Origin of the sequence: Streptomyces sp. NPDC006208 (assembly GCF_040613775.1) — a bacterium.
GTDB lineage: Bacteria > Actinomycetota > Actinomycetes > Streptomycetales > Streptomycetaceae > Streptomyces.
In genome coordinates this window covers 15,394-40,381 of sequence record NZ_JBEXSW010000056.1, presented here as the reverse complement: position 1 = coordinate 40,381, position 24,988 = coordinate 15,394, and the positions used below count along the sequence as shown (strand labels likewise).

The following is a 24,988-nucleotide window of genomic DNA, read 5'->3' as shown; positions in this document are numbered from 1 at the left end:
TGCGCCCGACCGCCGATGGAACTCCGCCTCGATCTGACCGATCACCGCCAGAAAGTCCGCCAGCACCGAGGAGGAGTACCTCAGCTCGATTCGCTGGTCCTCGTAGTGGAGCGTTGCGTTGCCTTCCGCTGCACACTCAGGGGAGGCGGGGGACAAAGTCCAATTTCCCGACCAGGCCGCGCGGGTGCCGGCCACGCGCCATGGTGAAACCGCGGGTGGGGATTGTGTTTTCGTCACTCTCCAACAACGACTCCGGTGTTAGCCCTGGTGTGCGGCATCCAGGTGACAACATTGCGCCGGATGGGTGATTTTCGCGCAATTTTATCGGTTCTTGCGACGAATCATCCACAACAATCCACGCGGCCTGGTCGTCCCTTCACACCAATGACCTGCTTCCGAATCGCCACGACCGCCACCGGATGCGGCAACGACACGGTCACCTCTCGTCAAAGGCACGCACGTCCCCGGGCTCGGTCTCCAGCGCCTGGCGGTCGAATTTCAGCATGCCGAGGAAGAACAGCCCGCCCACGAGGAGCAGACCGACCACGATCACGACGGAGACGAGCGCCTCCCGGGGTGCCACCAGCACAAACAGCGCGACGAGCGTCCACACCAGCGCGCAGATCGCGACCGGCAGCTCGAAACGTCCGAGGTCGAACGCGCCCTTCTTGCGGTCCAGTCGTCCGCGCACCGCCAGGTAGAGAACGATCGTCGAGCCGTAGGTGATCGCCGGAAGGATCGTCCCTGCCGTGATCAGCTCCAGCAGTGCGGCACCCGGCAGGGCGACCATTAGGACGACTCCCAGAGCGAAGATCAGGATCGTCGCCGGGATCGGCGTCTGCGTGTGCGGATTGACCCGACGCATCAGCCGGTGGGCAGGGAAGCGTGAGTCGCGCGCCATCGCGAAAATGATCCGCGAGCACGAGACCATGATCACCATCCCGGCGCCGAAGAACGCGAACGAGACCGCGACCAGAAGCGTCCTCTCCATCACCGGACCGAGCTGATCGCGCATGATCGCCGCGACCGGTGAGCCGTCGGCGGTGATCCGGGGGATGTCGTCGATCGCGACGGTGAGCGTGATCAGGAACAGCATTCCCAGCACTCCGGCCGCCACGACCGATCCCACGATCGCGCGCGGGACGGTGCGAAACGGATCCTTGGCCTCCTCGGCCAGGTTCGCCGCGGAGTCGAAGCCGACGAGCGTGGCAAGTCCCATGATCATCGCGATCATCAACCCACCGCCGACGGCGAAGTAGTCGGGGGCGTTCTCAGTGACACCGCGCGAGGTGAGGTTGCCGACTGCGCCATTGTCCGTGAGCGCCACAGCGATGGCGAGCGCGATCGCCACCACCACGACGAGCGCCAGTTCGAGCCCGACCGCGGCCGAATTGATCCAGCTGACGATGCGCGTCGAGGCCACGGCGAGCACGGCCTGGACGAGCAGCACCACGATGGTGATCAGGCGCGCCGTGCCCTCGTCCGGCTCGATGCCGGCGAGCGGCATGAGTGCCTGGCTCGCGAGCGCGTTGTCGGACGCCACCACGGCGACCGCCAGGTAACAGAAGGTCAGCCAGCCGAAGCCCCAGCCGACCTTCGGGTTGGCCAGCCGCGAAGCCCACTGGTAGGAGGAGCCGCTGAGCGGGATGCGGGCCGCGAACTGCGCGACCACCAACGCCACCAGGGTCTGCCCCACCGCAGCGATCACCCACAGCCAGATGCCGACCGGCCCCGCGGTCAGCAGCACATCGTCGTACGTCGCGAAGATGCCGACGGCCACCGAGATGAACGCGAACGAGACCGCGAACACCTGAAAGGAGCCGAGACACCGTTGCAGCTCCTGCTGGTAGCCCCCGAGCTCGACGGAACTCTCACCGTCCTGCGTACCTGCCGAAGGTTCCGCCACCTCGCCCACCTCATCTTCCGTCGAGGCCGCCGACCGTCCACACCGATGTGGATTTCGCGACCAGCGCCATATCCTCATCGGCCGTGTCATGTTTTGCCGGATACGACACGGTTGCGAAGCCACGCTGTCGCCCGGCGCCTGTCGCGTGAACATCGTCACGAGCGATCGGTTGTCCCGAGCCGTGGCAACCAGGCCCGACCGCCGGCGAACCCACAAAGCCCCGGACGGATCCGGGGCTCGGTCGATCACGTGGTGTGCTGGACGTCAGCCCTTGACGCAGATGACCTGCTTCAGCTTGGCAACGACCGCCACCAGGTCCCGCTGCTGGTCGATGACCTTCTCGATCGGCTTGTACGCACCCGGGATCTCGTCCACGACCCCCGAGTCCTTGCGGCACTCCACGCCCCGCGTCTGCTCCTCCAGGTCCTTGGTCGAGAAGCGCCTCTTCGCCGCGTTGCGGCTCATCCTGCGGCCCGCGCCGTGCGAGGCCGAGTTGAACGACGCCGCGTTCCCCAGGCCCTTCACGATGTACGAGCCCGTGCCCATCGAGCCCGGGATGATCCCGAAGTCGCCGGAGCCCGCACGGATCGCACCCTTGCGGGTGACCAGCAGGTCCATGCCCTCGTACCGCTCCTCCGCCACGTAGTTGTGGTGGCACCCGACGACGTCGCCCTGCACACACGCAGGCCCGGCAACCTAGCCGGCCTCGGGTCTCCGTCCTCGTCGCGGGTGGCAACGAGGTCGTCCCCGCCCACCGCCAGTGCCGGGTCACCACCGAAACGAGCACCGGCCGGACCGCTTGTCAGTGGCGGCTGCTAGCTTTCCGGTGCGTCGCTGAGGAGCTTTACGGCCGCCCCCTCCGACCGGCTTGACCGGTACCTGACATGCAGTGATGCGTCGTGTGACGGCATTCCGGTCAACCGAGGCCGGAATCACTCCCTTTGGAGAAGAAGCTTGATGAGAAGCAGCGTGCTGGGATCCGGCCTGGCTCGTGCAGCGACCGTTCTTACGACGGCCCTGGCCGTGGCGGTGACGGCGGCCCCGCTGACGGGCCCCGCGCAGGCCCACGAAGCAGTTTCGGGATCGCTCAGTTTCAGCGGCGAGCCGGGTGAATTCGTATCGGACGGTCAGTCCCACCAGTACACGGCCGGGGCGGTCGAGATGTTCGATGTCTCCGGGCCCACCAGCGAGCAGGCCGTAGGCGTCACGGTCGTGACGGCCGAAGGCAAACGCTGGTCCCTCCACATGGAAGCCCCTGAGGGCCAGAAGCTGACCGACGGCGCCACCTTCACCGGCGCGTCGCGCTGGCCTCATGCCCAACCGGAGGACCCCAAGCTGCAGTTCGGCGAGAACGACCGCTGGTGCGACACCAGTACCGGCTCCTTCACCATCTCCCACATCGCCTACGGCCCCTACGGCTACGTGCGCGAACTCGACGCCACCTTCGAGCAGTACTGCAACGGCTCCCCGGTGCCCCTGCGCGGCGAGGTGCACGCCCGTACGGCCGAACCGCCGGTGGAGCTGGCCATCGGCCTGAACCTCGACACTACGGGCAAGATCGACACCCAGACCGGCCAGATCACCGTCGGCGGCACAGTAACCTGCAACAAGCCGGCGCAGGTCACTCTCGCCGGCAACGTCTCGCAGACTCAGAAGCGTGAGACGCCGGTGGGCCGGTACGAGGAGAAGACCGTCGCCTGCACGCCCGAGGCCCCGGTCCCGTGGACCGTCTCCTTCGCCAGCATGGAGCCCGGCACCACCTTCCGGCCCGGCACCGCCACAGTGCGCGGCTTCGGCAAGTCGAACGACCGCGACTACCCGGTGACGGTCAACACCGGAGACCACACCACCGAGGTCACGCTCCTCAAGTCCTGACCCCGCCCCGGCTGGGCACGCCGCTGAGAGGACACCGCGCACCGGGCCCGCCGGAGACGTCACGATGGGAATCCCGTCCGAATCGAACGGACGGCCGGGCCCGCACCTACGTTGGTGCGGGCCCTTCCCGTACGCGGATCCCATGCGGCACTGCGCAGTCCCCTGACACCCGACTCTCGGGGCTCAGCTGATCCAATCGAGACGACGCGTCACACCACGAAGCCCCGGACGCAGACTCCGGGGCTCTGTCGATCAGGCGGAGTGCTGGAGGTCAGCCCTTCACGCAGATGACCTGCTTGAGCTTCGCCACGACCTGCACCAGGTCCCGCTGCTGCTCCATCACCTTCTCGATCGGCTTGTACGCACCCGGGATCTCGTCCACGACGCCGGAGTCCTTACGGCACTCCACACCCCGCGTCTGCTCCTCCAGATCCCGCGTCGAGAAGCGCCGCTTCGCGGCATTCCGGCTCATCTTCCGACCCGCACCGTGCGAGGCAGAGTTGAACGACTTCGGGTTACCCAGACCGCGGACGATGTACGAGCCGGTTCCCATCGAGCCGGGGATGATCCCCCACTCCCCCGAGCCCGCACTGATGGCTCCCTTACGGGTGACCAGCAGATCCATCCCCTCGTACCGCTCTTCACTGACATAGTTGTGGTGGCAGCTGATCACACCAGGGCGGAGCTCGACGGTCCTCATCTGACCTTCGGCATCTTCCTGCTGGCAGGAGATGACCGGATCGAAGGCCACCTTCGCCTTCCGGAACTCCTTGCGGACCACTTCCTGGAAGAGCCCCATCATCACGGCGCGGTTGTACTTCGCGTACTCCTGCGCCCAGAACAGGTCGTTGCGGTACGCCGCCATCTGCGGGGTGTCCGCGACGAAGACGGCCAGGTCACGGTCGACCAGACCCTGGTTGTGCGGCAGCTTCTGGGCCTCGCCGATGTGGTGGTCGGCGAGTTCCTTGCCGATGTTCCGCGACCCGGAGTGCAGCATCAGCCAGACCGACCCCGACTCGTCGAGGCAGAACTCGATGAAGTGGTTTCCGGCTCCGAGCGTTCCCATCTGCTTGGTCGCCCGCTCCCGGCGGAACTTGACCGCGTCGGCCACCCCGTCGAACCGCTCCCACAAGTCACCCCAGCCCGCGTGCGCGAATCCGTAGATCCGGCCCGGATCCACCATGTCGTCGTGCATACCGCGGCCCACCGGGATCGCCCGCTCGATCTTGGAACGGAGCCTGGAGAGGTCGCCCGGGAGATCGTTCGCCGTCAGCGACGTCTTCACCGCCGACATGCCGCAGCCGATGTCCACACCGACCGCCGCCGGGCAGACCGCCCCGTGCATCGCGATCACCGAGCCGACCGTCGCGCCCTTGCCGTAGTGGACGTCCGGCATGACGGCCAGGCCCTTGATCCAGGGCAGCGTGGCGACGTTCTGCAGCTGCTGCATCGCCACGTCCTCGACCGTCGCCGGATCTGTCCACATCCGGATCGGGACCTTGGCTCCCGGTACCTCTACATACGACATAACTCCCCGATTCCCCCGAAAACACAGATAACGCAAAAGCCCTGCCTGATATCCGCGAAAGCCTCGGCGGCCCGGCATCCACAGCGGTGCGTGCGATACACATTGTGTCCACCGGCCGCCTTCGGGCGGCAACCGTTTTTCCCCCGCGGCCCGCGCCGACAGGCGGCGCACACGCAACAGAAGGGAGCCTGTGACGTGCAACGAAAGGCGTACGTACCCGGCCTGGCGGCGGCGCTGCTCGCGGCGCTCGTCACCGGCTGCACCTCCGGCACCGGCAGCGACGGCTCCGACGCGGCGGCCAAGCCGGGCAGCACCGCCTCCCCCGCGGCGCCGCCCGGCAAGTACCGCACGCTCCCCGAGCCCTGCCGTTCCGTCGAGGCGTCGACTCTCAAGAACCTGCTGCCCGGCGTCGTCACGCTCCCCGAGGAGCAGCAGCAGGCGGTGTTGCGTGGAACCGCGGCCGTCACCTATGACACCGACCGCCGGGTCGCGTGCAGCTGGAAGGGCGAGGCGCCGGATGCCTCGCACCAGCTCCGGGTGGACTTTGAGCGTGTGGTCTCCTACGACCCGGCGGTCAGCGACGACGACCGCGCCCTCGAGGTCTTCGCGAAGAAGCAGGCAGCGACCTCCGTGCCCCTCGCCGCCGCACCGGGGGAAGGGGGGCAGACCCCGTCCGCCACGGCCGGGGCCGCCGCTCCGCCCGCGAGCGACGACGCCAAGGGGGACGCCCCCGTGGACACCCCGTCCGAAGCCACGACATCGCGGACGCCGGGCTCCGGCGACCCGGACGGCACCCCGACCGCCACCCCGTCCGGGAGCCCCGGGAGCGCCACGGGCCTGGAGCCGCGCATGCTCGAGGGACTCGGCAACGCCGCCTTCCTCGACGATGTGCTCGGCCGGGCCGGATCCACCGCCCAGCGCCGCACCGTGAGCGTGGTCTTCCGCACATCGAATGTGATCGTCACCATCGTCTACGTCGAGCAGCCGGCCCGTACGACCGAGGTGCCGGACAGCAAGGAACTGCAGGAAAAGGCGCAGAGTCTGGCCCGCGGGCTGGCTGAGCAGTTCAACGACTGAGCCGCACACCGCCGGCCCGTTCCGCCGGACCGGTTGTCCACAGGCCGCCCGCCGATGGCCCGTCTGCGCGTACGGTGGCCTCGCCGACCGGACGAACCCAGCCCCAGATCGACTGAAGGAACCATGCACCGTTCAGCCACGCGACTCACCCGCATACTCGCCTGCGCAGCCGTCCCGGTGATGCTCGTCGTCGCCGGCTGCTCGTCGGACTCCGACAGCAAGGGGGGCTCGGACTCGTCCTCCTCCGGCTCCTCCCCGTCGGCGAAGAAGTCGCCGACGGTCGCACCCGCCAAGTTCGCCAAGCTGCCGGACCCCTGCTCCTCGATCGCCACGAAGACGATCACCGACCTGGTCCCGGGCACGAAGTCCAAGTCGGGCACGGCCGGCAAGTCCTCGGACGTCTCGAGCCGCGGCAACTGCTCGTGGAACGGCCTGGACGACAACGGCGTCAAGGGCTCCCAGTACCGCTGGCTGGACGTCTCCTTCTACCGCTACGACTCCGACGCCTCCATCGCCCTGAGCGGCGAGCAGCGCGCCACGGAGCAGTACGGCAAGGAGATATCCCGGGCGAAGGCGACCGAGGGGGCCAAGGAAGTGAAGTCGGCTGCGGCGCCCGGTATCGGCGACGAGGCGACCACGGTCACCTACAAGCTGAGGAAGACGGGCGAGGACTTCAGCTACGCGACGGTCGTGGCCCGCACCGCGAACGGCGTCGTCGTGCTCACCTACAACGGCACCGGTTACGCCGGCGCGAAGAACCCCTCGACCGCCGACCTGACGAAGGACGCGCTCAAGGCGGCGAAGGAAGCGGTGACCTCGGTCACCACCGCCAACAAGTAGGAAGCACACCGCCGTCGGCCGACGGGGCCGGCCCGGCCCCGGCCTGCCGGCACAGCCCGCGCCGTCCCTCCTCGAAGACCCTGGAGCCCGGAGGGACGCGCTCCGCAGGCATGTGCCAGGCTTTGCCCGCTGGATTCGAGCACGGAAGGGGGTCGCGGATGGCCGCGATGCAGCTGACACGCACGCACCGCGTACTGATCGGTGTCGTCGTCGCCGGAGCCTTGGTCATCGCCGGGATCGGCTTCGCCGGCTCGTACGCCGCCGTCCGCGAGCTTGCGGAGAAGAAGGGCTTCGGCTCGTTCTCCCTCGTCTTCCCGATCGGCATCGACGCGGGCATCTGTGTGCTGCTCGCACTGGACCTGCTGCTGACGTGGATGCGGATCCCGTTCCCGCTGCTGCGCCAGACGGCCTGGCTGCTGACCTTCGCGACCATCGCGTTCAACGGCGCAGCGGCCTGGCCCGACCCACTGGGCGTCGGCATGCACGCAGTGATCCCGGTGCTGTTCGTCGTCTCCGTCGAGGCGGCCCGGCATGCGGTCGGCCGAATAGCCGACATCACGGCCGACAAGCACATGGAGGGTGTGCGCCTCACCCGCTGGCTGCTGTCGCCGATCCCCACCTTCAAGCTGTGGCGCCGGATGAAGCTGTGGGAGCTGCGCAGCTATGAGCAGGTGATCAAGCTCGAGCAGGACCGGCTGATCTACCAGGCACGTCTCCAGGCACGCTTCGGCCGGGCCTGGCGGCGCAAGGCCCCGGTGGAGGCGCTGATGCCCCTGCGACTGGCGAAGTACGGCGTCCCCCTGGCGGACACGGCCGCGGCAGGCCTGGCGGCCGCCGGCGTCGAGCCCGTGCTGCTCCCGCCCTCCCCGGTCGTCGAGCAGCAGCCGGAGCTGCCGCGCGCCGCCCATCAACAGCCGCAGCATCAGCGCGACACGGACCCGGCACCGGCCCTCCCCGAGGCCCAGTTCGACGACCAGGCCGAGCAGCACGGCGTCGGCTCCCACGAGAGCCCCTGGTTCGCCGCCGCCCATGCTCCCCAGGACGTGTACGAGAGCGGCTACGACCCGATGTACGTCGAGGAACTGGGTCCCGGCCCGGTCCCCGTGCCGGCCGGTCCGGGCCGCACCCGCCCGCTCGGCGCCGGTGTGGTCCCCGGCCCCCGTACGGAACAGGAGCCGTACCCGGAGCAGTACGCCGACGAGTACGTCGCGCAGTACACGGAGCCGGTGCAGCAGCCGCTGCCCGATCCTGTCCCCGCCCCGGCCCCGGCCTTCACCTCCGAGGACAAGGAGTTCTCCGAGCTGGCGTACCCCCATTTCAGGACGTACGTCGACCAGTACGGCGACTACCCCAAGGTCGAACAGTTCGAGATACACCTCGCCGACGGGCACGGCATACGCCACCCCCGGAGCTCCTCACTGCTGCGCCGCCTGTACCCGGAGTTCAAGGCCCGCCACCAGGCTGACCTCGAGTCCGAACACATCGCGTAACCGGAAGGACCCGCGTTGGGATCGACCGAGCTGCTGATCGTTCTGGACCGGGACAGTGCCCTGCCCCTCCAACAGCAGGTGTGCGACCAGTTCGTTGCGCTGGTGCGCTCCGGCCGGCTCCGCCCGGGGGACAGCGTGCCCCCCTCCCGCGAGCTCGCCCATCAGCTCGGCGTGTCACGGACCGTCGTGCTCAGGGCCTACGAGCTGCTGCGCGCCAACGGCGTCCTCACCGCGCGCCGCGGCTCCGGCACCCAGGTGGCGGCCCGTGAGGAGTTACCCGCCCCGGCCGAGCGGCCCCTCTCCCGAGCCCCCCTCGCCCCTCAGCCGCCGAGGCCCACCGACACGGGGCACGCGCTGTGGCAGCCCTGGGAGCCGCCGCCCATGCACCGCACCGGCGGCTCACTCGACTTCCGGCACGGCACACCGGCGCTGGCCAGCTTTCCTGTCGCCCGCTGGCGGCAGTCCGTGTCCGACGCCCTGAGCAGGGCGGACGCGACCTCGCTCGGTTACGGGCTCGCGGAGGGGTCGCCCGCGCTGCGCACGGAGATCGCCACGCTGGTGCGGCAGAGCCGCGCTCTGACCGCCTCCCCCGAGAGCATCGTGGTCACCAACGGCGCGACCCAGGCGATGGACATCCTGGTGCGGGCCCTGGTCGCCCCGAACGATGTCGTGGTGATCGAGGACCCCAGCCACACCGTGCTGCGGCAGATCTTCGGTACCTCACAGGCGGCGGTGGTGCCGGTGCCGGTGGACGAGGAGGGGCTGCGGGTCGGTGACATCGATGCCCAGGTGCGGGCCCACGGCCATGACCCGGACCGGGTGCGGCTGGTCTATGTGACGCCGTCGCACCAGTTCCCGACCGGCTGCGTCATGTCCGAGTCGCGGCGGCGTGCTCTCGTGGAGTGGGCGCACGAGCGGGGGGCGACCGTCCTGGAGGACGACTACCACAACGAGTACACGTTCTCCGACAGCCGGCTGCCCGCTCTCGCCGCCGACCGGCACGGGGGCGTCGTCGTGTATGTGGGCAGCTTCAGCAAGACGCTGTTCCCCTCCCTCCGCATCGGTTACGCGATCCTTCCGCGACACCTCGTGCAGCCTTTTCTCGGTATCAAGTGGATCACCGACCGGCTCACGGCGACCGTGGAGCAGGAAGCACTCGCCGACTTCATCTCCTGCGGTGCCTATGCCCGGCACATCGGCAAGATGACCAGGCTGTACCGGCAGCGCAGGCGCCGCCTCCTGGAAGCGCTCTACGAGCATTTCGGCGCCGGGGTGCGGATCTCCGGCGAGGCGGCGGGCCTGCACGTCATGGTCACCCTGCCCGGTCTGCCCGCCGGGGACGAGGCCCGGATCGCCGACCGGGCGGCCGGCCTCGGGGTGCGCATCTACCCGGCGTCCGGGTACTACGTGCAGGACCCGCCGTCCGAGCCCACGTTCCTGATGGGCTACGCGGCGCTGCCCACCGCGCACATCACGGAAGGCGTTGCCCTGCTGGCAGCCGCTGTGCGGGAGACGGCTGCTCCTGGGCCGGCGTGAACGCCACCCGGCGGAACCGCTCGCGGTGGGCGTACGGCACCGTGCAGTCGAACACCGCCTTCGCCGTGCGGCCGTCGTCCGAGAGCGTCGGGGAGTACGACATCGCCTGGGTGGGGTCGAGGCGGAAGCCTTCCTGGTCCGGCAGCACGACCACGTCCCGGTCCGCCTGGAGCCGGGTGGTCATCGCCCACCACAGGTCCTGGTCGGACTCCAGGTCCACGTCCTCGTCCACGGCGACGACCAGCTTGATCATCCGGAACTCCGCCAGGATCGCCTGACACGCCTCGCGGACCCGTGCGTCGTCCTCGGCGGAGCGTTTGTGCCGCCACTGCACGACCAGCATCAGCTGGCCGCCGCCCGCGGTGTGGCAGTGCACCGCGACGACCGGGGCGCCGCGCCGCAGCAGCCGGTCCAGCACCGCGGCCTCCATCCCGAAGCCGAGCAGGATCGACTGCTCGTGTCCGGGGCCCGACACGGACTGGAGTATGGCCCCCTGGCGTGCCGTGATGCCGGTGACCCGGATGACCGGCAGCGCGGGGTGGGCGCTGCCCCGGTAACCGAGGAACTCAGGCATGGCCGCCGTACCCGAGGGGTTCTCCGGCAGTGTGTCCGCCAGCAGCTCGCCCTCCAGGACGTACTCGGCGTGCGCGATGCAGTCGGCGTCGACCGTGCGGCAGGGCATCAGCTCGACCGGCGCACCGCCGAGCGCGCCGGCCACGGCCAGTTCGTCCAGTTCCTCGGGGACCAGCGAGGTGGGGCAGCAGGAGGAGAGCAGTATGGCGGGGGCGAGACCGAGATGGATCGCGACGGGCAGCGGCTTCCCGAGGCGCAGCGATGCCAGGTACGCCCGCTCCAGATGGCGGCCGGGCAGCATCCAGATGGTCAGCAGATCGGGCCCCTGGACACACATGCGGTGGACCGACAGATTCCGTACGCCGGTCTCCGGATCGGTGGCCAGCACCGCTCCGAGCGTCAGATAGGGACCGGCGTCCTCGTCGGTGAGCACCGGCACGGGCAGGCTCGCCAGATCCGGAGCGTACGAGGTCCTGGCCCAGCGTGTCTCGCCGTTGACGTGAACCGCCGGTACCGGTGAGGCCACCGCGTCGAGCAGCCGGAAGGGCAGCTGCGCGGGGGTGAGCCCCAGCAGGGCGGCGGCTCTGCGGCGTGTCCCGTACAGCCCCATGAGTACGGCGCTCGCCGCGCCGGACTCGGGGGTGACCCGCTCGAACAGGACGGCCGGGCCCGGCCCTGTGGGCGGCGGGGCGGGGGCCCCGGCCCACTGTGCGTACCGGGCGGAGACCCCGAACCGGGCGGGGACCTCCTCCCGTACCCGCACCAGCTCGCCGGGCAGCGAGTCGAGCCCGGCGAGCGTGGTGCGCAGATCCGCGAGGCGGTGGGTCACGGGCGGGCCTCTTCCCGGGCGCTCTGCTGCCGCTCGGCGAGCCGGTCCAGCTGAAGCCTGGTCAGTTCGCCGATGAGGGTGCGGTAGGTCGCCTCGGCGATTCCCGGAGGCATTCCGAACTCCTCGGCGAGCCCGCGCACCTTGGCGACGACCTCCTCCACCCGGCCCGGGGAGCGCACGGTCTCCTCGTCCTGCTTGTACTCGGTGAGGGTGCGCACCACGGTGGTCCGCTCCGCCAGCAGGGACACGATCTGCCGGTCCAAGGCATCGATGGTGAGCCGCAGTTCACCGATCGGGCTGTCCACGGTGGTCATGACGCCGGCACCTGATCGATCACGTAGACGACGGTGGGCTCCGCGTCGGACCCCTGCGAGCGGTGCCGCTCCTCTCCGGGGATGATGAAGCCCATGCCGGGCCGGCACGGCACGGAGCGGTCGTCGAAGTGGATGGTGAACTCGCCCTGCAGCACGTAGCCCTGATGGCCGCGGGTGCACCATTCCTTCTCGTCGAAGCCTGCCGGCAGTTCCATCAGCCGGATCCGCAGCCCCTGGGTATAGGCGATCTTCACCCGGCCGTCGGCACCGGGCTTGTGCCATTTCTCCCAGGGGATCGTGTCGAAGTCGATGCCGACGAGGGTGGGCATCGCGGCCTCGGCCGCCTGAGTGGTTCGATTCGTCTCTGTCGTCATGCTCGGTTTCCCCTCCGGGGGTCTCACTGAGTACGGATCACAAGAAGCGGATCACCGGGTACGGCGCGCGGCGGCATCCCGCTCACGACGCCTCGCACAGCCCTGGTCCCAAGGAGCTGCTGTTGAGCCGGCGTTCCACGCGTTCGTTGCGGTCGGTCAGCGGCAGCACCGGCTCGCCGGTCACCGCTGCCTGGCGCTTGAGCAGCTCGGCCATGTCGATCATCCGGTGGACCATGCGCTCCAGGGCGTCCAGGCCTTCGGCGTCGTTGAGGCCCGGCTCCCTCGAGGTGTTGCGCAGCAGGGCAGGGAACCCGCTGCCCACCAGGATCATGCGGTTCAGCAGCACGTTGTCCACCAGCTGGTTGTGCACGGACGAGTCGCTGTAGCGCCGGCCGGTCACGATGATCCCCGCGACCTTGTTGGCCAGCGGCCGCTCGAAGCGCAGATAGCCGACGCCCGCGCGCTCGATGAAGATCTGCATCAGATGAGCCAGCCCGAAGCCGTGCACGGGCACGGCGTAGATGATCCCGTCGGCCTGCTTCATCTGCTCGACTATGCCCGGCATGTCGTCCCGCAGCTCGCAGGGGACGGCCCGGCTGTTGCAGTCGCCGCACGGGCTGCACGGCGAGATCCGGTGGTCACGCAGATGGATGGCCTGGAACACGGCACCCCGCGACCGCACCAGTTCCCCCGCGTGGTCCAGAGCCAGATCGGTGTTGCCCCCGGCCCGTTCGGAACCGGATATCCCCAGTATGAAAGGTCGATTTCCTTGCATTGTTACCCCCCGCTCCCCGTACACGGTTCACGACAGGCAGGCCGCCGAAGGGCCTGCCGCTGACTGCAGGTCGGTCGGTCCTGAAGGTCAGTCCTGCAGCTTTCCTGCGAAGTAGTCGATGTAGGCCTGCATGTCGAAGTGGCCGTGCCCGGAGAGGGTGAACAGGATGCTCCGCTCGGCTCCTTCCTCCTTCGCCCGCAGCGCCTCGTCGATGGCGACCCGTACGGCATGCGTGGACTCGGGCGCCGGCACGATGCCCTCGTTGCGCGCAAACGTCACACCCGCCTCGAAGCAGGCGGTCTGCGGGACCGCGCGCGCCTCGAGCAGGTCCGCTTCCTTGAGCGCGCTGATGATCGGCGCCATGCCGTGGTAGCGCAGACCTCCGGCGTGGATGCCCGGCGGCACGAACTCGTGGCCGAGGGTGTGCATCTTGGTCAGCGGGGTGAGCCCGGCCGTGTCGCCGAAGTCGTAGTCGTAGCTGCCCTGGGTCATCGTGGGGCAGGACGACGGTTCGACGGCGATGGCGCGCACCGAACGGCCGCCGCCGAGCTGCTCACGCAGGAAGGGCAGGGCCAGTCCGCCGAAGTTGGAGCCGCCACCCGCGGCGCCGATGACGATGTCCGGGTAGTCCTCGGCCAGCTCCATCTGGAGCCGGGCCTCCTGGCCGATGATCGTCTGGTGCATCAGCACATGGTTGAGCACCGAACCCAGCGCGTACTTGGCCTTTCCGCCGCTGTTCAGTGCGGCCTCCACCGCCTCGGAGATGGCCAGGCCCAGGCTGCCCGTGGAATCGGGGTCGGCGGCGAGCGCCGCGCGGCCGGCGTCGGTGAGCTCGCTGGGACTGGCGGTGACACTCGCGCCGAAGGTCTCCATCAGGCCGCGCCGGTACGGCTTCTGCTGATAGCTCACCTTCACCATGTAGACCTCGCAGGCGAGGCCGAAGTAGGAACAGGCGAGTGCGAGGGAGCTGCCCCACTGCCCGGCGCCGGTCTCGGTGGTGAGTCGTTCCACCCCGGCCTGCTTGTTGTAGTAGGCCTGCGGCACCGCCGTGTTGGGCTTGTGGCTGCCGGCCGGGCTGACACCCTCGTACTTGAAGTAGATACGGGCCGGGGTGTCCAGCGCCTTCTCCAGCCGGCGGGCCCTGATCAGGGGTGCGGGCCGCCACTGCCGGTAGACGTCCAGAACCGCGCCGGGGATGTCCACCTCACGCGCGGTGGTGAACTCCTGCGCTATCAGCTCGGCGGGGAAGAGCGGCTCGAGGTCGGCCTCGGTGAGGGGCTCCTTGGTGCCGGGGTGAAGCATCGGAGGAAGGCCGCCCGGCAGATCGGGAACCACGTTGTACCAGGTCGTGGGGATGCTGTCCTCGGGGAGCAGAAACTTCGTGGGTGCCATGTCACTTTCCTGTAGTCGATGCGGACGTTGCAGATGGTGCGGTGGGTGAGGTCTGGATCGTGGTGTCGAGGGCGGCTGCCGCGTTCCGCACGCGCAGCAGCGCGAAAGCGGCCATGCCCACGACGGGGGTGATCAGCAGGGTGAGGAAGACCGGACGGTCGCCATGGGACTGCCAGATGACGCCCAGTCCGACCGGTACGACCAGCCGTGCCACGCCCAGGACGAATCCGTTGAGCGCCATGAAGCTGCCGACACGGCGCTCGTCGACGTGGTCGGCGATATAGGTGGGCACGACGACGGAGGCGATGATCTCGCCGAGGGTCCACACCACGGTGGACAGCAGCACCGCGGGCAGCGAGAAGGCGAAGTACAGCACCGCGAGGCCCAGCGCCCACAGCAGACCGGCCACGATCAGCAGCGCCTTGGTGCTGTACTGCTGGATCCGCTTCTCGACCATCAGGCCGAAGCAGACGACGATGACGCTGTTGATCGTGTAGACGACGCCGACCAGGCCCGCCGACTCGTCCAGCACGGTGGTCACCGCCAGCGGCAGTGCGTACTCGAGGCCGATCAGGGGCGCGACGTAGAAGAAGGACACCAGCACGAGCAGGAGCACATGCCCGTGCCCGAGCGCGCTGTAACGGCCTCTCTTCCCTTCGGTCCTGGCGGCCCCGTCGGCGTCACCGTCCGTCCGCCGCGCACCGCGCCTGCTGTCGCGCGGGACCCACGCCACGATGAGCGCAGCGCACAGGAGCCCGGCGACGATGTTCCCGGCGAACATGACGTGGTACGAGTAGGCCGCCGCCACACCACCGAGCAGCGGGCCGATGCCCATGCCCATGTTGTTGCCGATGTAGCTGACGGTGTACGCGAAGGGCCGTTGCTCGGGCGTGGTCAGATCGGCGATCAGCGTGTTGGACGCGGGGCCGAACATGCCCATCCCGACCAGGGCCGCGAAGAGCAGGACCGCGTACGTCCACGGCGGACCGTCCAGTGTGGCGAGTCCCAGATAGCCGGCCGCGTTCAGCAGCAGCGCGCAGACCAGGGCCGGGCGCCGGCCGCGCAGATCGCAGAAGGGCCCGCTGAGCAGGCTGCCCACCAGCAGCCCGGTGCTGCCGACGGAGATCAGCAGCCCGGCCTCGGCCGTGCTCAGCCCCTTGCCCCGCACCAGATAGACGGCGAGCAGCGGGAAGACGAACATTCCCGCCCGGTTGACGAAGGCGGCCAGGAACAGCACGCGCAGCGCGAGCGGCAGCGCTCTGAACCGGGTCAGCCACGTCGGTCCCCCGCCTCCCGGCTCGTCGGTTGCCATCAGTTCTGCACGGTTTCGACGTGGAAGGCGTCTCGGACCGTCTTGAAGCGCGCCCGTACGTCCTCGAAGTCGGCGCCCTCGCAGACGTACCAGCCCAGGACGTCGTTGGACCTGGTGGGCGGGGCCAGCACATCACCGACGCTCTTCCAGACATCGGCGTCCAGCACCGATTCCAGGGCCGTGAGGTCTTCGGGCGTGCTGATGTCCGTGATCCGCCCGTACTTGGCGGAGCTCAGGTACTCGGTGCCCACCTCGGGACCGGTCCTGGCGGCCGGCCGGTGGTTCTCGTCGAGTTCCAGCCGGCACCACTCACCGGCCAGATTGATGCCCCGGCCTGCCTCGATCGCCGGAACGATCGAACCGCCGCCGGCGCGTGCGCCTGCCTCGCCGAAGACCACATCGCCGTCGTCCAGGAGGAAGAACTCCGCATGCGAGACCCCCGTACGCATCCCGAAGCCACGCAGCACCTCGCCGTTGAGCTCGAGAATCCGCTGCTCGCGGGCCGAGAGGTTGTGCTTGCGGGAGATCGTCCCGCCCGGCTCGTCGAGGTACTCGAGCACGGAGTAGGTGTACTGGGAGAGCTGCTCGAACACGACCTCGCCGTTCTGCAGCAGCGAGTCCACATGGAACTCGGTTCCGCTGATGAACTCCTCGACCCGGTACTCGTGCCGGTCGTCGCCCATCTCCTGCCAGACCCGGTCCAGCTCCTCGCGGCCGTCCACCCGGTAGGTGTTGCCACAGGCCCAGCCTGCGTACGGCTTGATCACGACGGGGTAGCCGACCTCTTCGGCGAACTCCGCCACCGCGCCGACGGTGTCGGGGCGCACCGAGCGGGCCACCCGGATGCCGAGCTCCTCGGCCCTGCGGTGCATCACGTTCTTGTCGCGGAAGTTGAGCGCCTGGTCCGGGGTCAGTCCGGGGATGCCATGGTCACGGCGGCAGCGGCTGGCCGACAGGACATCGCCTTCGAAGAGCGGGAAGATCCGCTCGATGCGGTGCTCGGTGACGATGCGGTCCACGGCGGCGCGCACGGACGCGGTGTCCTCCAGGTCCGCTTGGTACGTGGGCAGTTCTTCGGCCTCGGGCGCCTCCCAGCCCGTGGGCAGCAGCACCACCGTCTGCACTCCGAGATCGGTGGCGGCGGCGACCACGCTGTGGAACTGTGCCGCGTAGCGGCCTGCCTCGGGCCGGTAGACGACCAGGATCGAGCTGTTCATCGGGATCTCCTTCAGCGGATGGATGCTGCTCAGCGGGCCGTCGGGGCCACCGATGGGCTGAACAGGACGCCGGACGGCGTGGCCCGGTCCAGCACGACCGGCTCCTGCCGGCCCTGCGTCAGCCCGTCCAGCACGTCCGCGATCCGTCCGAGGGCCGCCTCGACCGCCGTCCGGCCGCCGTCGTGCACCGCTTCCACGGTGATCAGCAGCCGGCGCCGTCCGCGATCCGTCTTGATCACGTCGCTCTGCCGCCAGTTCCACCGGCGCGAGTGCGCCCGGCCCCGGCTGTCGGCGTAGACGACCTCGCCCGGCTCCGGGTGCTCGGGGGCCTCGGGCGCGCCGAGCGGCAGATAGATCTCGTCGCCGTCGGCGGGCCGTACGGACAGCTCGCCCTCGATGTCGCCCACATCGCAGGAGGCCACCGGCAGCCGGGTCGCCAGCGAGACGGCGTTGCAGAGATCCACCAGGGAGTTGATGCGTGGCAGCCGGTCGCCCTTGGCCACCCGGCGCAGCAGCGACTCGGCCGCGCAGGGGAACCGGTTGGGGTTGACGTCGAAGACCCGGTAGGCCTCTCGCCAGGCGGCGACCGTCGGCAGCGCGGAGACGTCCGCCTTGCTGAGCGTCTCCTTGTGCAGGCTGTCCTCGGCCTCGGTGAGCAGGGCGGACACCGCCGGGGCGGCCGCCACCACCTCGATGTCCGGGACGGCGATCAGCCCCAGGACGTAGCCGGGCACACGCTCCAGCAGCCGTTCGGCGACCGTGACCGTCAGACTGCCCTCCAAGGGGGTGGACCGCTCCATGAAATCGCCTTTCGTGCCTGGTCTAGGACGGGTTGTGACGGTTCGACAGTAGGCAGGAGAACGCCGCCGGTTGTGGCCAATTCCAAGCGATCTTGGAAGGCCACTTGAGCCACCGGATCCTCCCGGCCGGCCCGGCGGCCACGCCCCGGGGGACAGCCGGTCAGGTCGGTCAGGTCAGGTCCGGTCCGCCGTGGTCCGGGGCGCGTCCGATGCGCCGTTTCCCGCCGCGCCGGCGCCGCCTCTCGCCGTACGGGCCACGGCCGGCGCCAGGAGCACGGCCAGAACGACGAGCCCCGCTCCGGCCGGGCCGAGGGTGTCGAGCCCGTCCGCGCCACCGTGGGCGATCAGCTGTCCGCCCAGAAAGCCGCCCAGTGAGATCCCGGCGAACGTGGCCGAGGAGTTCAAGGAGAGCAGCAAGGGGCCCGAGCCCGGTTCGATGGTGAACAGCCGGTGCTGCTGCGGTGGTTGGGTGGCCATCGCGGCAAGTCCCCACAGGGCCATGGCGATCACCGCCCCGCCTTGACCGTCCCGGCTGTAGGGCAGGGTCCCCAGAACCACGGCGAGCCCGACGAGCGCCACGGTGAGCACAGGTGTCGCCCCCCAGCGGTCGGTGGCCCGGCCGCCCAGCACGGTGCCCGCCGTCGCGGTGACGCCGAAGACCAGGAGCAGCAGCGCCAGCGTCGTACCGTCCCCTCCGGTCGCCGGGGCCAGCACCGCGCCGATGTAGGTGAGGGCGAGATAGCCGCCTGTCATGAACAGCAGCGTGGTCACCACGGTGAGCAGCACCTGGAGGTTCCGTGCCGGGGCCAGCCGTGCGGCGAGCCCCGGTGCGCCCGGCAGGCGTACCTGTGGCAGACAGAGGGCCACCGCCGCGGCGCATGCCGCACCGAGACCGGCAAGCATCCAGAACGTGGCCCGCCAGTCCACGTCGGCGGCGAGCCAGGTGCCGAACGGCACCCCCGCGACGGTGGCCGCGGACAGCCCGCCGAGCACCACGGCCAGGGCCCGGCCGCGCCGTTCCGGCGCGGCCAGGAACCCCGCGGTCGCGGAGGCGGCCGGAATGTAGAGGGCGGCGCTCGCGGCGGTGGCGATCCTGGCCGCCAGCAGCAGCCCCAGCGTGGGGGCGAGCGCGGATGCCGCATTGCCCAGCACGAAGCCGGTCAGCGAGATCAGCAGCACGGCACGCCGCTCGAGGCGGCCGGTGAGCGCGCCCAGCACCGGCGCGAGCACGGCGTAGGTGAGGGCGAAGACCGTGCTCACCCATCCGGTGTCGGCGAGTCCCGCGTGCAGGTCACGGGCCACCTCCGGCAGCACGCCCGCCACCACGAACGTGTCGGTGCCGATGGCGAAGGCGCCGACGGCCAGCACCGGCAGCACGGGTGTCCTGGAGCCGGGCGTCACGCCCGTGTCCGTGCCCGCCATCACACGGCTCCGGCCGGGGTGCGCACACGGAACGCGTCCGCGCTGCCTGCGACGGTCCGCCCGCCGAGCAGCACCATCTCGATCGTGTCGGGACGGCTCAGCACGGAGATGTCCTCGGCGGGGTCCCCCTCGGTGACCACCAGATCGGCGAGGCGCCCGGCCTGTACGGTTCCCGCCTCGTCTCCCCGCCCGGCCAGCCGGGCACCGTTGGCGGTGGCCCAGGTCAGCACGGTCGGCGCCGGGATGCCGGCCATCGTGACGTACAACTCGAGCTCCTTGGCGTAGCTGCCGTGCGGAGTCCAGGCGAAGCCGAAGTCGTCGCCCGCCACGATCGGCACCCCCATGTCGGCCATGATCGGCAGGATCCGCAGGGTGTTCTCGATCTCGGCCTCGAACTCCAGCGTCTCCAGGTACTCCGGTGTCTTGCCGTGCTCGGTGCCGGTGGTCAGCAGCATGTGCGGCTGGTAGAGGCTGGGCACGACGAAGATGCCGCGTTCCGCGATGGCCTCGAGGGCCGCGTCGTCCGCGTAGGTGGCGTGGTCGATGACGTCCACCCCGGCGGCGATGGCGTTGCGGATACCGTCCAGACCGCGCGAGTGGGCACGGATCCGGGCTCCGTGCTCATGTGCCGTCCGGGCGGCGATCACCAGCTCCTCCGCGGTGAAGAGCAGTTCGTGGGAGCGCCCGTTGGGGAACGTGTCGTCTCCGGAGGAGAAGACCTTGACGATCTCCGCACCCTGGGCGATCTCACCGGCGACGTACTCGGCCATCTCCTGCGGAGTGTCGGCCAGCCGCATCAGGTCGGACGGGATGCGCCTGCCGACTTCGGGATTGCGGCGGTCGGGCGGCCCCGACACCATCAGGTCACGGCTGCACGGCGTGATCCGGGGCCCTTTCAGCCGCCCCGCGTCGACGGCCCGGCGCAGCGCCATGTCGATCCCGGCGACCGAGCCCGCTCCCACGAAGGCGGTGTAACCGAGCTCGAGCAGCCTCGTGGTGTTCTCCGCAGCGGCCAGAGTGACCTCCGGGACGGAGTATTTGAAGAGCATCTCCCGTCCGTCGAGGATGTTCAGATAGGCGATGTGGGTGTGCCCGAGCGTCATGCCGGGCATCACGGTGCGCCCGTCCAGGTCGAGGACATCCACCTCGGGCGAGTGCAGCGGGGCCAGATCGGCGGGGAGTACGGCCGCGATCCGGTCGCCGTCGATCAGGACGCTGCGGCGCGGCAACGAGGCCGTGCCCAGCCCCTCCTGGACGGTTGCGTTGTGCAGCAGGGTCTTGCGTAACACGAGAGCGATCTCCATTACTCGGCTGTGCGAGGGCAGGTTCAGGTGCCGGCGGCGGCATCACGGGCGTGGCCGAAGAGCGTCCAGATGATCTCGGCGCCGGGACGGTCGGCCACCCAGCGCAGTCCATGGCGGTCGATTCCGGGTGCGTTGGTGAGCGCGAGGTCGGCACCGCCGTCCGCCAGGATCTCGGCGGCATGCTGGGTGGAGGCCGCGTCGGCCCAGCGCACTTCCCGCTCCCTGAGAGCGGGAGGCACGATCTCGGCGTAGATCCAGCGCACCTCCCACATCGCCGCGACGGTGACCGGGCCGGTACCCGCGGGCAGTTCGCCCTGCTTCCTCGCGGCGATGCCGTATTGCGGAGTGGCCTGCGGGAAGAACGCCTGCAGCCGCAGATCCTGGTGCCAGTGGAAACGGGTCAGCCCCTGGTAGGCGCTCGGCACCAGGGCGAACTCGACCTTCTCGGCGATGAGTGCGGACAGCACGTCGTCGAACGTGGGGAAGAGCTCGATGGTCAGTCCGTACCGCCCGGCCAGAAACTCGGCGGCCAGATGACTCGATGTGCCGGCCGGACCGAGCGTGCCGAGCAGGACCCCCGGCTGTTCGGTCCAGCGATCGATCAGCTCGCTCCAGCGGGCGCTGTACGCCTCGGCGAACTGCGACGGCAGGGTCGCGGTGTCAGCGCCCGTAACCACGGTTCACCGCCATCTTCTGCGCGACCTGGGTCTCGTGGTCGGGTTCGGTGCGCCGGTCGACGATGCGGGCGGCCTTCCAGCTGACGAAGGCGCCGGTGCTCACGATGGGGTCGAGTCCGTCGCTGAGTTCGACCGCGACCGGTACGCCGAGGGCAGCGGCGGCCCGGTCGCGTACGCCTGCGGCGATCGCGTCCGGATTCTCGACGAGAGCGCCCAGCAGTTCGAGACGGACCGTGAGCCGGTCCCGCCCGTCGGCGTCGCTCTCGATCACCACCTGGTAGCCGGCCGATCCGGTGACGTCCGTCATGACGGCCGTCTCGATCTGACCGGCGGTGAACTGCTCCCCGCCGAGGTGCAGCCGGTCCAGGGTGCGGCCGACGAGCCGGACGAGATCGCCCGGCATCTCGCAGCCGCAGTCGGACTCCTCGATGGTCACGGCGTCGCCCGTGCGGTAGCGGATCAGCGGCTTCACGCCGTCCACCAGCATCGTCACGGTCAGCTCACCGCTGCCGCGGGGCCCGTGGGACGCTCCGGTGTCCGGGTCCACCACTTCGATCAGATAGTTGGTCTGCGACAGGTGCATGCGCTTGTTGCGGCAGGCGGTGGCGATGACGAAGGCTTCCTGCGAGCCGTAGAGGATGTTGTAGACCTCGGCACCCCAGACACTTTCCAGATTGTGTGCCAGGGCGGGCGTGCACATCTCCCCCGTCACCAGCAGCAGTTTCACGGAGAAGTCGCGGCGCAGGTCGTAGCCGTGGTGCTCGGCCGCCTTGGCGAGGGTGAGGGCGACGCCGGGCGTACAGCAGATCACCTCCAGCTCCAGGTCCCGCATCAGCTGAAGGGCCTTGGCGAACCCGATCACCGGTGAGTACGGCCAGATCTTGGCGTTCATCGAGCCGACGTTGCGGGCGATGTCGCCGAGGGTGTCACCGAAGGAGTGCACCTCCGTCGGGCCCATCAGTCCGATGCGCGGTGCGTGGTCACCGAAGTGGTGGCGGAAGATGGACGCCCAGGACTCGGTGACATGGGCGTTGCTCGCGATGGCTTCGCGCTCGTCGCGCGGGCAGGGGGTCGCGGGCCCGGTCGTGCCGGTGGTCTCGTAGAAGAAGACGGCGTCGGCCAGCGGGCGGCTGAGGACGTCGAGCATCTGACTGCGGAGATCGGCCTTCGTCGTGAAGGGCAGCGACGTCAGGTCCTTGTGCGTCACCGCCGTCAGATCGACGTCCTTCAAGTGCCGTGCGTAGAAGGGCGAACCGTCGGCGACCTGGTCGAGCACGGTGCGCAGCTGGCGCTCGCGCCAGTCGTCGAGCCGTTCCTGGGTGAGCGTGCGGTCGTAGAAGGCTCGGTGGATGTCGAGATACCTCGCGGCGAACTCGGCCGCGGGGCCGTGTGTGGGCAGCCACATGTGACGGTGGTCCTCTCGAGTGATGGAGCGCGCCGCGGACCGGACGCCGGACGGGACGCGTCGGGCAGCGCGGAGGTCGGGTCGGTACGGATGGGATCGCGCGGAGCGTCCCCGGGCGGCGGCTCCCGGTGCATGCCGTCGGCGAGGTCCGGCGCACCCGTCATGGCGTGCGCGACGGCCGGTCCGGCCGCGGTGGATCGCACGGGGCCGGACCGGTGACGACGCCTCTACAGGTAGGGCAGGCCGGCAGGCACGCGTGGATGCCGCGCGGACTCCAGGAAGTTGCCGAAGAGCCGCAGCCCGTGCTCGGTCATCACGCTCTCCGGGTGGAACTGCACCCCCTCCACGGCGAGGGTGCGGTGGCGCACGCCCATCACATAGCCGTCGTCGAGCGACGTCGCGGTGACGTCGAGCTCGGGCGCCAGGGCCTCGTCGACGATCAGTGAGTGGTAGCGGGTGACGGTCAGCGGCTGCGCGACGCCGTCGAACAGGCCCCGGCCGTCGTGCTGCACGAGGCTGGTCTTGCCGTGCATCAGGTTTCCGGCGACGTCGATCCGGGCCCCGTAGGCCAGGCCGATCGCCTGGTGCCCGAGACAGACTCCGAGGAGCGGCACGCGCCCCGCGAAGGTGTGCACCAGCTCGACATGGCCGGAGTCGGCCGGGTGACCGGGCCCCGGGCCGAGCACCACCGCGTCCGGACGCAGGTTCAGCAGTTCGCCGGGGGTACGGGTGCGGGAGCGCACCACTTCGGTCCTGGCGCCGAGAGTGCGCAGGTACTGGTCGATGATGTGACTGAAACTGTCGTAGGCGTCGACGAGCAGCACGTTCAGCGGGCTCGCGGACGTGGCGTCGTTCGTGGACTGCGCGGCACTCACGGCAGCAGCTCCTCACCGGTCAGGGCCCAGTAGGTGGCGCTCATCTTGGCCAGCGTCTCCCGCCACTCGGCGGCGGGCACGGAGTCGGCGACGACACCCGCCGACGCCTGGGTCGTGTAGCGCTCTCCGTCGTGGACGGCGGTGCGGATGCACAGCGTGAGCATCGCGAAGCCGCGTACGTCCACCAGACCGAGCGCGCCCGCGTAGATGCCGCGCGGATCGTCCTCGATGTCGTTGATGATCTCCATGGCGCGCACTTTCGGCGCCCCGGTCATGGTCCCGGCAGGGAACGTGGCGCAGATCGCCGACCAGACGTCCGTGGTGTCGGTGACCTGCCCCGACACGGTCGAGACCAGATGGTGGACATAGGCGAACGGCTCGACCTCCATCATGGAGTCCACCGCGAGCGTGCCGGGCACGCACACCCGGCCGATGTCGTTTCGGCACAGGTCCACGAGCATGATGTGCTCGGCCTGTTCCTTGGCGCTGGAGCGCAGTTCGGTGACCCGGCGGGCGTCCTCGGCCTCGTCCGCGGCCCGGGGAGCCGTCCCGGCGATCGGGCGCATGGAGATCCGGTCGTTCTCGATCCGGATGAAGAGTTCGGGGCTCGCCCCGATCACGGTCCGGTCGGCCCAGGGCACGAGATACATGTACGGGGACGGGTTGCGGTGCCGCAGCCGCTGATAGACCTGGAAGGGCGTCAGTTCCGTTTCCACATCGATGCGATGGCCGATCTGGATCTGGTAGCTGTCTCCCACTCCGATGTGCCGCAGACAGCGCTCGACGCGCTCGGAGAAGGTCCGCTCGTCCACGTTGTCCCGTACCGACCGGGGCTTCGGCGCCTCGGGCGGTACCGGGGTCCCGGCGTCACGTGTGCCTGCGGTCAGGACGTCCGGCACAGGCCCGCCCGGCGCAGGCAGGTGGGCACCGGACGCGACGAGATGGCGCACGTCCCCGGTGCGCAGGTCGTACCAGACGGTGTTCGAGAAGAGCGTGAGGGTGCAGCGCGGCAGATCCGACTCCTGCTGCGTCTGCGGCAGATCCTCCATGCCCCAGGCGGCCTCGTAGGCCAGCGTGGTGAGGAACCCGAACGCGAAGGTCGACTCGGGCACCTCGGTGTCGAGCGCGAAGGCGCTCTGGACCGCCCGCAGCAGCGGCCATGCGGCCGTTGAGTCGTGCGCCGCCCACACCCTCACATCGCCCCGCGGCCGGGGCGGCTCGCCGCCCACAGCGGAGATCACATCGGCCAGGGCGGTCCCCAGCTCGCCGGGCGCCGTGAGCTCCACCCGGTCCGCGTAGAGACGGAGTTCGGCGAGACGCCCCCAGCCGACGACGGCGGAGTGCCGGTCCTGGACGGGACCGTCCAGGCTCTCGAAGAGATACACATCACCCTGCGCCCGGTCCTGGGCCAGTGCTTCGTAGACCTGGACCGGGTCGCTCGGCGGGAGCTCGGTTGCCGTCACACGG

The 24,988-nt window shown here is 69.7% G+C and carries 21 protein-coding genes and 1 pseudogene; 5 read left to right on the top strand and 17 right to left on the bottom strand.

All coding sequences use genetic code 11. The features are described from left to right. Positions 1–436 precede the first annotated feature (436 nt). On the bottom strand, positions 437–1,906 hold the full coding sequence (locus ABZ208_RS33515; RefSeq protein WP_356913217.1) for an amino acid permease: 1,470 nt from the start codon (positions 1,904–1,906) through the stop codon (positions 437–439). A gap of 264 nt (positions 1,907–2,170) precedes the next feature. Then, positions 2,171–2,572, bottom strand: a pseudogene (locus ABZ208_RS33510) (RtcB family protein); the annotation flags it as partial. Between the two features lie 291 nt (positions 2,573–2,863). Between ABZ208_RS33510 and ABZ208_RS33505 the strand changes: the two are divergent. Further along, positions 2,864–3,781, top strand: coding sequence for a hypothetical protein (locus tag ABZ208_RS33505; RefSeq protein ID WP_356913216.1), 918 nt, complete (start codon positions 2,864–2,866; stop codon positions 3,779–3,781). Positions 3,782–4,052: 271 nt separating this feature from the next. Here the strand turns inward: ABZ208_RS33505 and ABZ208_RS33500 are convergent, their stop codons facing one another. Next, the gene (locus ABZ208_RS33500; protein WP_356913215.1) at positions 4,053–5,309 is read right to left on the bottom strand and encodes an RtcB family protein; all 1,257 of its coding nucleotides are present in this window, start codon (positions 5,307–5,309) and stop codon (positions 4,053–4,055) included. Between the two features lie 195 nt (positions 5,310–5,504). Between ABZ208_RS33500 and ABZ208_RS33495 the strand changes: the two genes are divergently transcribed. From ABZ208_RS33495 to ABZ208_RS33480, 4 genes are all read left to right on the top strand, one after another. Beyond that, on the top strand, positions 5,505–6,386 hold the full coding sequence (locus ABZ208_RS33495) for a DUF3558 domain-containing protein (protein WP_356913214.1): 882 nt from the start codon (positions 5,505–5,507) through the stop codon (positions 6,384–6,386). A gap of 123 nt (positions 6,387–6,509) precedes the next feature. Next, a complete protein-coding gene (locus ABZ208_RS33490; RefSeq protein ID WP_356913213.1) occupies positions 6,510–7,226 on the top strand; it encodes a DUF3558 family protein in 717 nt (238 codons plus the stop codon). A gap of 158 nt (positions 7,227–7,384) precedes the next feature. Beyond that, a complete protein-coding gene (locus tag ABZ208_RS33485) occupies positions 7,385–8,716 on the top strand; it encodes a DUF2637 domain-containing protein (protein ID WP_356913212.1) in 1,332 nt (443 codons plus the stop codon). A 15-nt stretch (positions 8,717–8,731) separates the two neighbouring features. Beyond that, on the top strand, positions 8,732–10,252 hold the full coding sequence (locus tag ABZ208_RS33480; RefSeq protein ID WP_356913211.1) for a PLP-dependent aminotransferase family protein: 1,521 nt from the start codon (positions 8,732–8,734) through the stop codon (positions 10,250–10,252). On the opposite strand, the gene ABZ208_RS33475 is transcribed toward ABZ208_RS33480, so the two are convergent. The 14 genes from ABZ208_RS33475 to ABZ208_RS33410 all read right to left on the bottom strand — a co-directional run bounded on the left by ABZ208_RS33475 (position 10,188) and on the right by ABZ208_RS33410 (position 24,984). Next, a complete protein-coding gene (locus ABZ208_RS33475; RefSeq protein WP_356913210.1) occupies positions 10,188–11,654 on the bottom strand; it encodes a UbiD family decarboxylase in 1,467 nt (488 codons plus the stop codon). The two genes, ABZ208_RS33480 and ABZ208_RS33475, sit on opposite strands and share 65 nt — an antisense overlap. Then, a complete protein-coding gene (locus tag ABZ208_RS33470) occupies positions 11,651–11,968 on the bottom strand; it encodes a chorismate mutase (RefSeq protein ID WP_328397930.1) in 318 nt (105 codons plus the stop codon). The genes ABZ208_RS33475 and ABZ208_RS33470 overlap by 4 nt, the downstream gene beginning before the upstream one ends. After that, a complete protein-coding gene (locus tag ABZ208_RS33465; protein ID WP_356913209.1) occupies positions 11,965–12,342 on the bottom strand; it encodes a cupin domain-containing protein in 378 nt (125 codons plus the stop codon). Before ABZ208_RS33465 ends, ABZ208_RS33470 begins: the two co-directional genes overlap by 4 nt. Positions 12,343–12,424: 82 nt before the next feature. Then, positions 12,425–13,117 carry a flavodoxin family protein gene (locus tag ABZ208_RS33460; RefSeq protein WP_356913208.1) on the bottom strand — a complete coding sequence of 231 codons (693 nt, stop codon included), beginning with the start codon at positions 13,115–13,117 and terminating at the stop codon, positions 12,425–12,427. A gap of 87 nt (positions 13,118–13,204) precedes the next feature. After that, positions 13,205–14,509, bottom strand: a complete 1,305-nt coding sequence (locus ABZ208_RS33455; RefSeq protein ID WP_356913207.1) for a TrpB-like pyridoxal phosphate-dependent enzyme — start codon at positions 14,507–14,509, stop codon at positions 13,205–13,207. 1 nt (position 14,510) lies between these two features. Beyond that, entirely contained in the window at positions 14,511–15,821 is a 1,311-nt protein-coding gene (locus ABZ208_RS33450) for an MFS transporter (RefSeq protein ID WP_356913206.1), read from the bottom strand. Continuing rightward, positions 15,821–17,038 carry an ATP-grasp domain-containing protein gene (locus tag ABZ208_RS33445; protein WP_356913205.1) on the bottom strand — a complete coding sequence of 406 codons (1,218 nt, stop codon included), beginning with the start codon at positions 17,036–17,038 and terminating at the stop codon, positions 15,821–15,823. Before ABZ208_RS33445 ends, ABZ208_RS33450 begins: the two co-directional genes overlap by 1 nt. Positions 17,039–17,067: 29 nt before the next feature. Further along, complete coding sequence (locus tag ABZ208_RS33440) at positions 17,068–17,838, bottom strand: phenylalanine--tRNA ligase beta subunit-related protein (protein WP_356913204.1); 771 nt, start codon at positions 17,836–17,838, stop codon at positions 17,068–17,070. 174 nt (positions 17,839–18,012) lie between these two features. Next, positions 18,013–19,260 carry an MFS transporter gene (locus ABZ208_RS33435; RefSeq protein ID WP_356913203.1) on the bottom strand — a complete coding sequence of 416 codons (1,248 nt, stop codon included), beginning with the start codon at positions 19,258–19,260 and terminating at the stop codon, positions 18,013–18,015. After that, on the bottom strand, positions 19,260–20,549 hold the full coding sequence (locus tag ABZ208_RS33430; protein ID WP_356913202.1) for an amidohydrolase family protein: 1,290 nt from the start codon (positions 20,547–20,549) through the stop codon (positions 19,260–19,262). The genes ABZ208_RS33435 and ABZ208_RS33430 overlap by 1 nt, the downstream gene beginning before the upstream one ends. Positions 20,550–20,587: 38 nt before the next feature. Continuing rightward, complete coding sequence (locus ABZ208_RS33425; protein WP_356913201.1) at positions 20,588–21,241, bottom strand: hypothetical protein; 654 nt, start codon at positions 21,239–21,241, stop codon at positions 20,588–20,590. After that, complete coding sequence (locus ABZ208_RS33420) at positions 21,225–22,646, bottom strand: phenylacetate--CoA ligase family protein (RefSeq protein ID WP_356913200.1); 1,422 nt, start codon at positions 22,644–22,646, stop codon at positions 21,225–21,227. The genes ABZ208_RS33425 and ABZ208_RS33420 overlap by 17 nt, the downstream gene beginning before the upstream one ends. A 227-nt stretch (positions 22,647–22,873) precedes the next feature. Next, on the bottom strand, positions 22,874–23,476 hold the full coding sequence (locus ABZ208_RS33415) for an aminodeoxychorismate/anthranilate synthase component II (RefSeq protein ID WP_356913229.1): 603 nt from the start codon (positions 23,474–23,476) through the stop codon (positions 22,874–22,876). A gap of 41 nt (positions 23,477–23,517) precedes the next feature. Beyond that, complete coding sequence (locus ABZ208_RS33410) at positions 23,518–24,984, bottom strand: anthranilate synthase component I family protein (protein ID WP_356913199.1); 1,467 nt, start codon at positions 24,982–24,984, stop codon at positions 23,518–23,520. Positions 24,985–24,988 lie beyond the last annotated feature (4 nt).

What these genes read in the sequence shown, in the direction of transcription:
- ABZ208_RS33505 (WP_356913216.1), top strand. Translation starts at nt 2,864, where the DNA reads ATGAGAAGCAGCGTGCTGGGATCCGGCCTGGCTCGTGCAGCGACCGTT.
- ABZ208_RS33500 (WP_356913215.1), bottom strand. Translation starts at nt 5,309, where the DNA reads ATGTCGTATGTAGAGGTACCGGGAGCCAAGGTCCCGATCCGGATGTGG.
- ABZ208_RS33490 (WP_356913213.1), top strand. Translation starts at nt 6,510, where the DNA reads ATGCACCGTTCAGCCACGCGACTCACCCGCATACTCGCCTGCGCAGCC.
- ABZ208_RS33485 (WP_356913212.1), top strand. Translation starts at nt 7,385, where the DNA reads ATGGCCGCGATGCAGCTGACACGCACGCACCGCGTACTGATCGGTGTC.
- ABZ208_RS33470 (WP_328397930.1), bottom strand. Translation starts at nt 11,968, where the DNA reads ATGACCACCGTGGACAGCCCGATCGGTGAACTGCGGCTCACCATCGAT.
- ABZ208_RS33465 (WP_356913209.1), bottom strand. Translation starts at nt 12,342, where the DNA reads ATGACGACAGAGACGAATCGAACCACTCAGGCGGCCGAGGCCGCGATG.
- ABZ208_RS33460 (WP_356913208.1), bottom strand. Translation starts at nt 13,117, where the DNA reads ATGCAAGGAAATCGACCTTTCATACTGGGGATATCCGGTTCCGAACGG.
- ABZ208_RS33455 (WP_356913207.1), bottom strand. Translation starts at nt 14,509, where the DNA reads ATGGCACCCACGAAGTTTCTGCTCCCCGAGGACAGCATCCCCACGACC.
- ABZ208_RS33450 (WP_356913206.1), bottom strand. Translation starts at nt 15,821, where the DNA reads ATGGCAACCGACGAGCCGGGAGGCGGGGGACCGACGTGGCTGACCCGG.
- ABZ208_RS33445 (WP_356913205.1), bottom strand. Translation starts at nt 17,038, where the DNA reads ATGAACAGCTCGATCCTGGTCGTCTACCGGCCCGAGGCAGGCCGCTAC.
- ABZ208_RS33440 (WP_356913204.1), bottom strand. Translation starts at nt 17,838, where the DNA reads ATGGAGCGGTCCACCCCCTTGGAGGGCAGTCTGACGGTCACGGTCGCC.
- ABZ208_RS33435 (WP_356913203.1), bottom strand. Translation starts at nt 19,260, where the DNA reads ATGGCGGGCACGGACACGGGCGTGACGCCCGGCTCCAGGACACCCGTG.
- ABZ208_RS33420 (WP_356913200.1), bottom strand. Translation starts at nt 22,646, where the DNA reads ATGTGGCTGCCCACACACGGCCCCGCGGCCGAGTTCGCCGCGAGGTAT.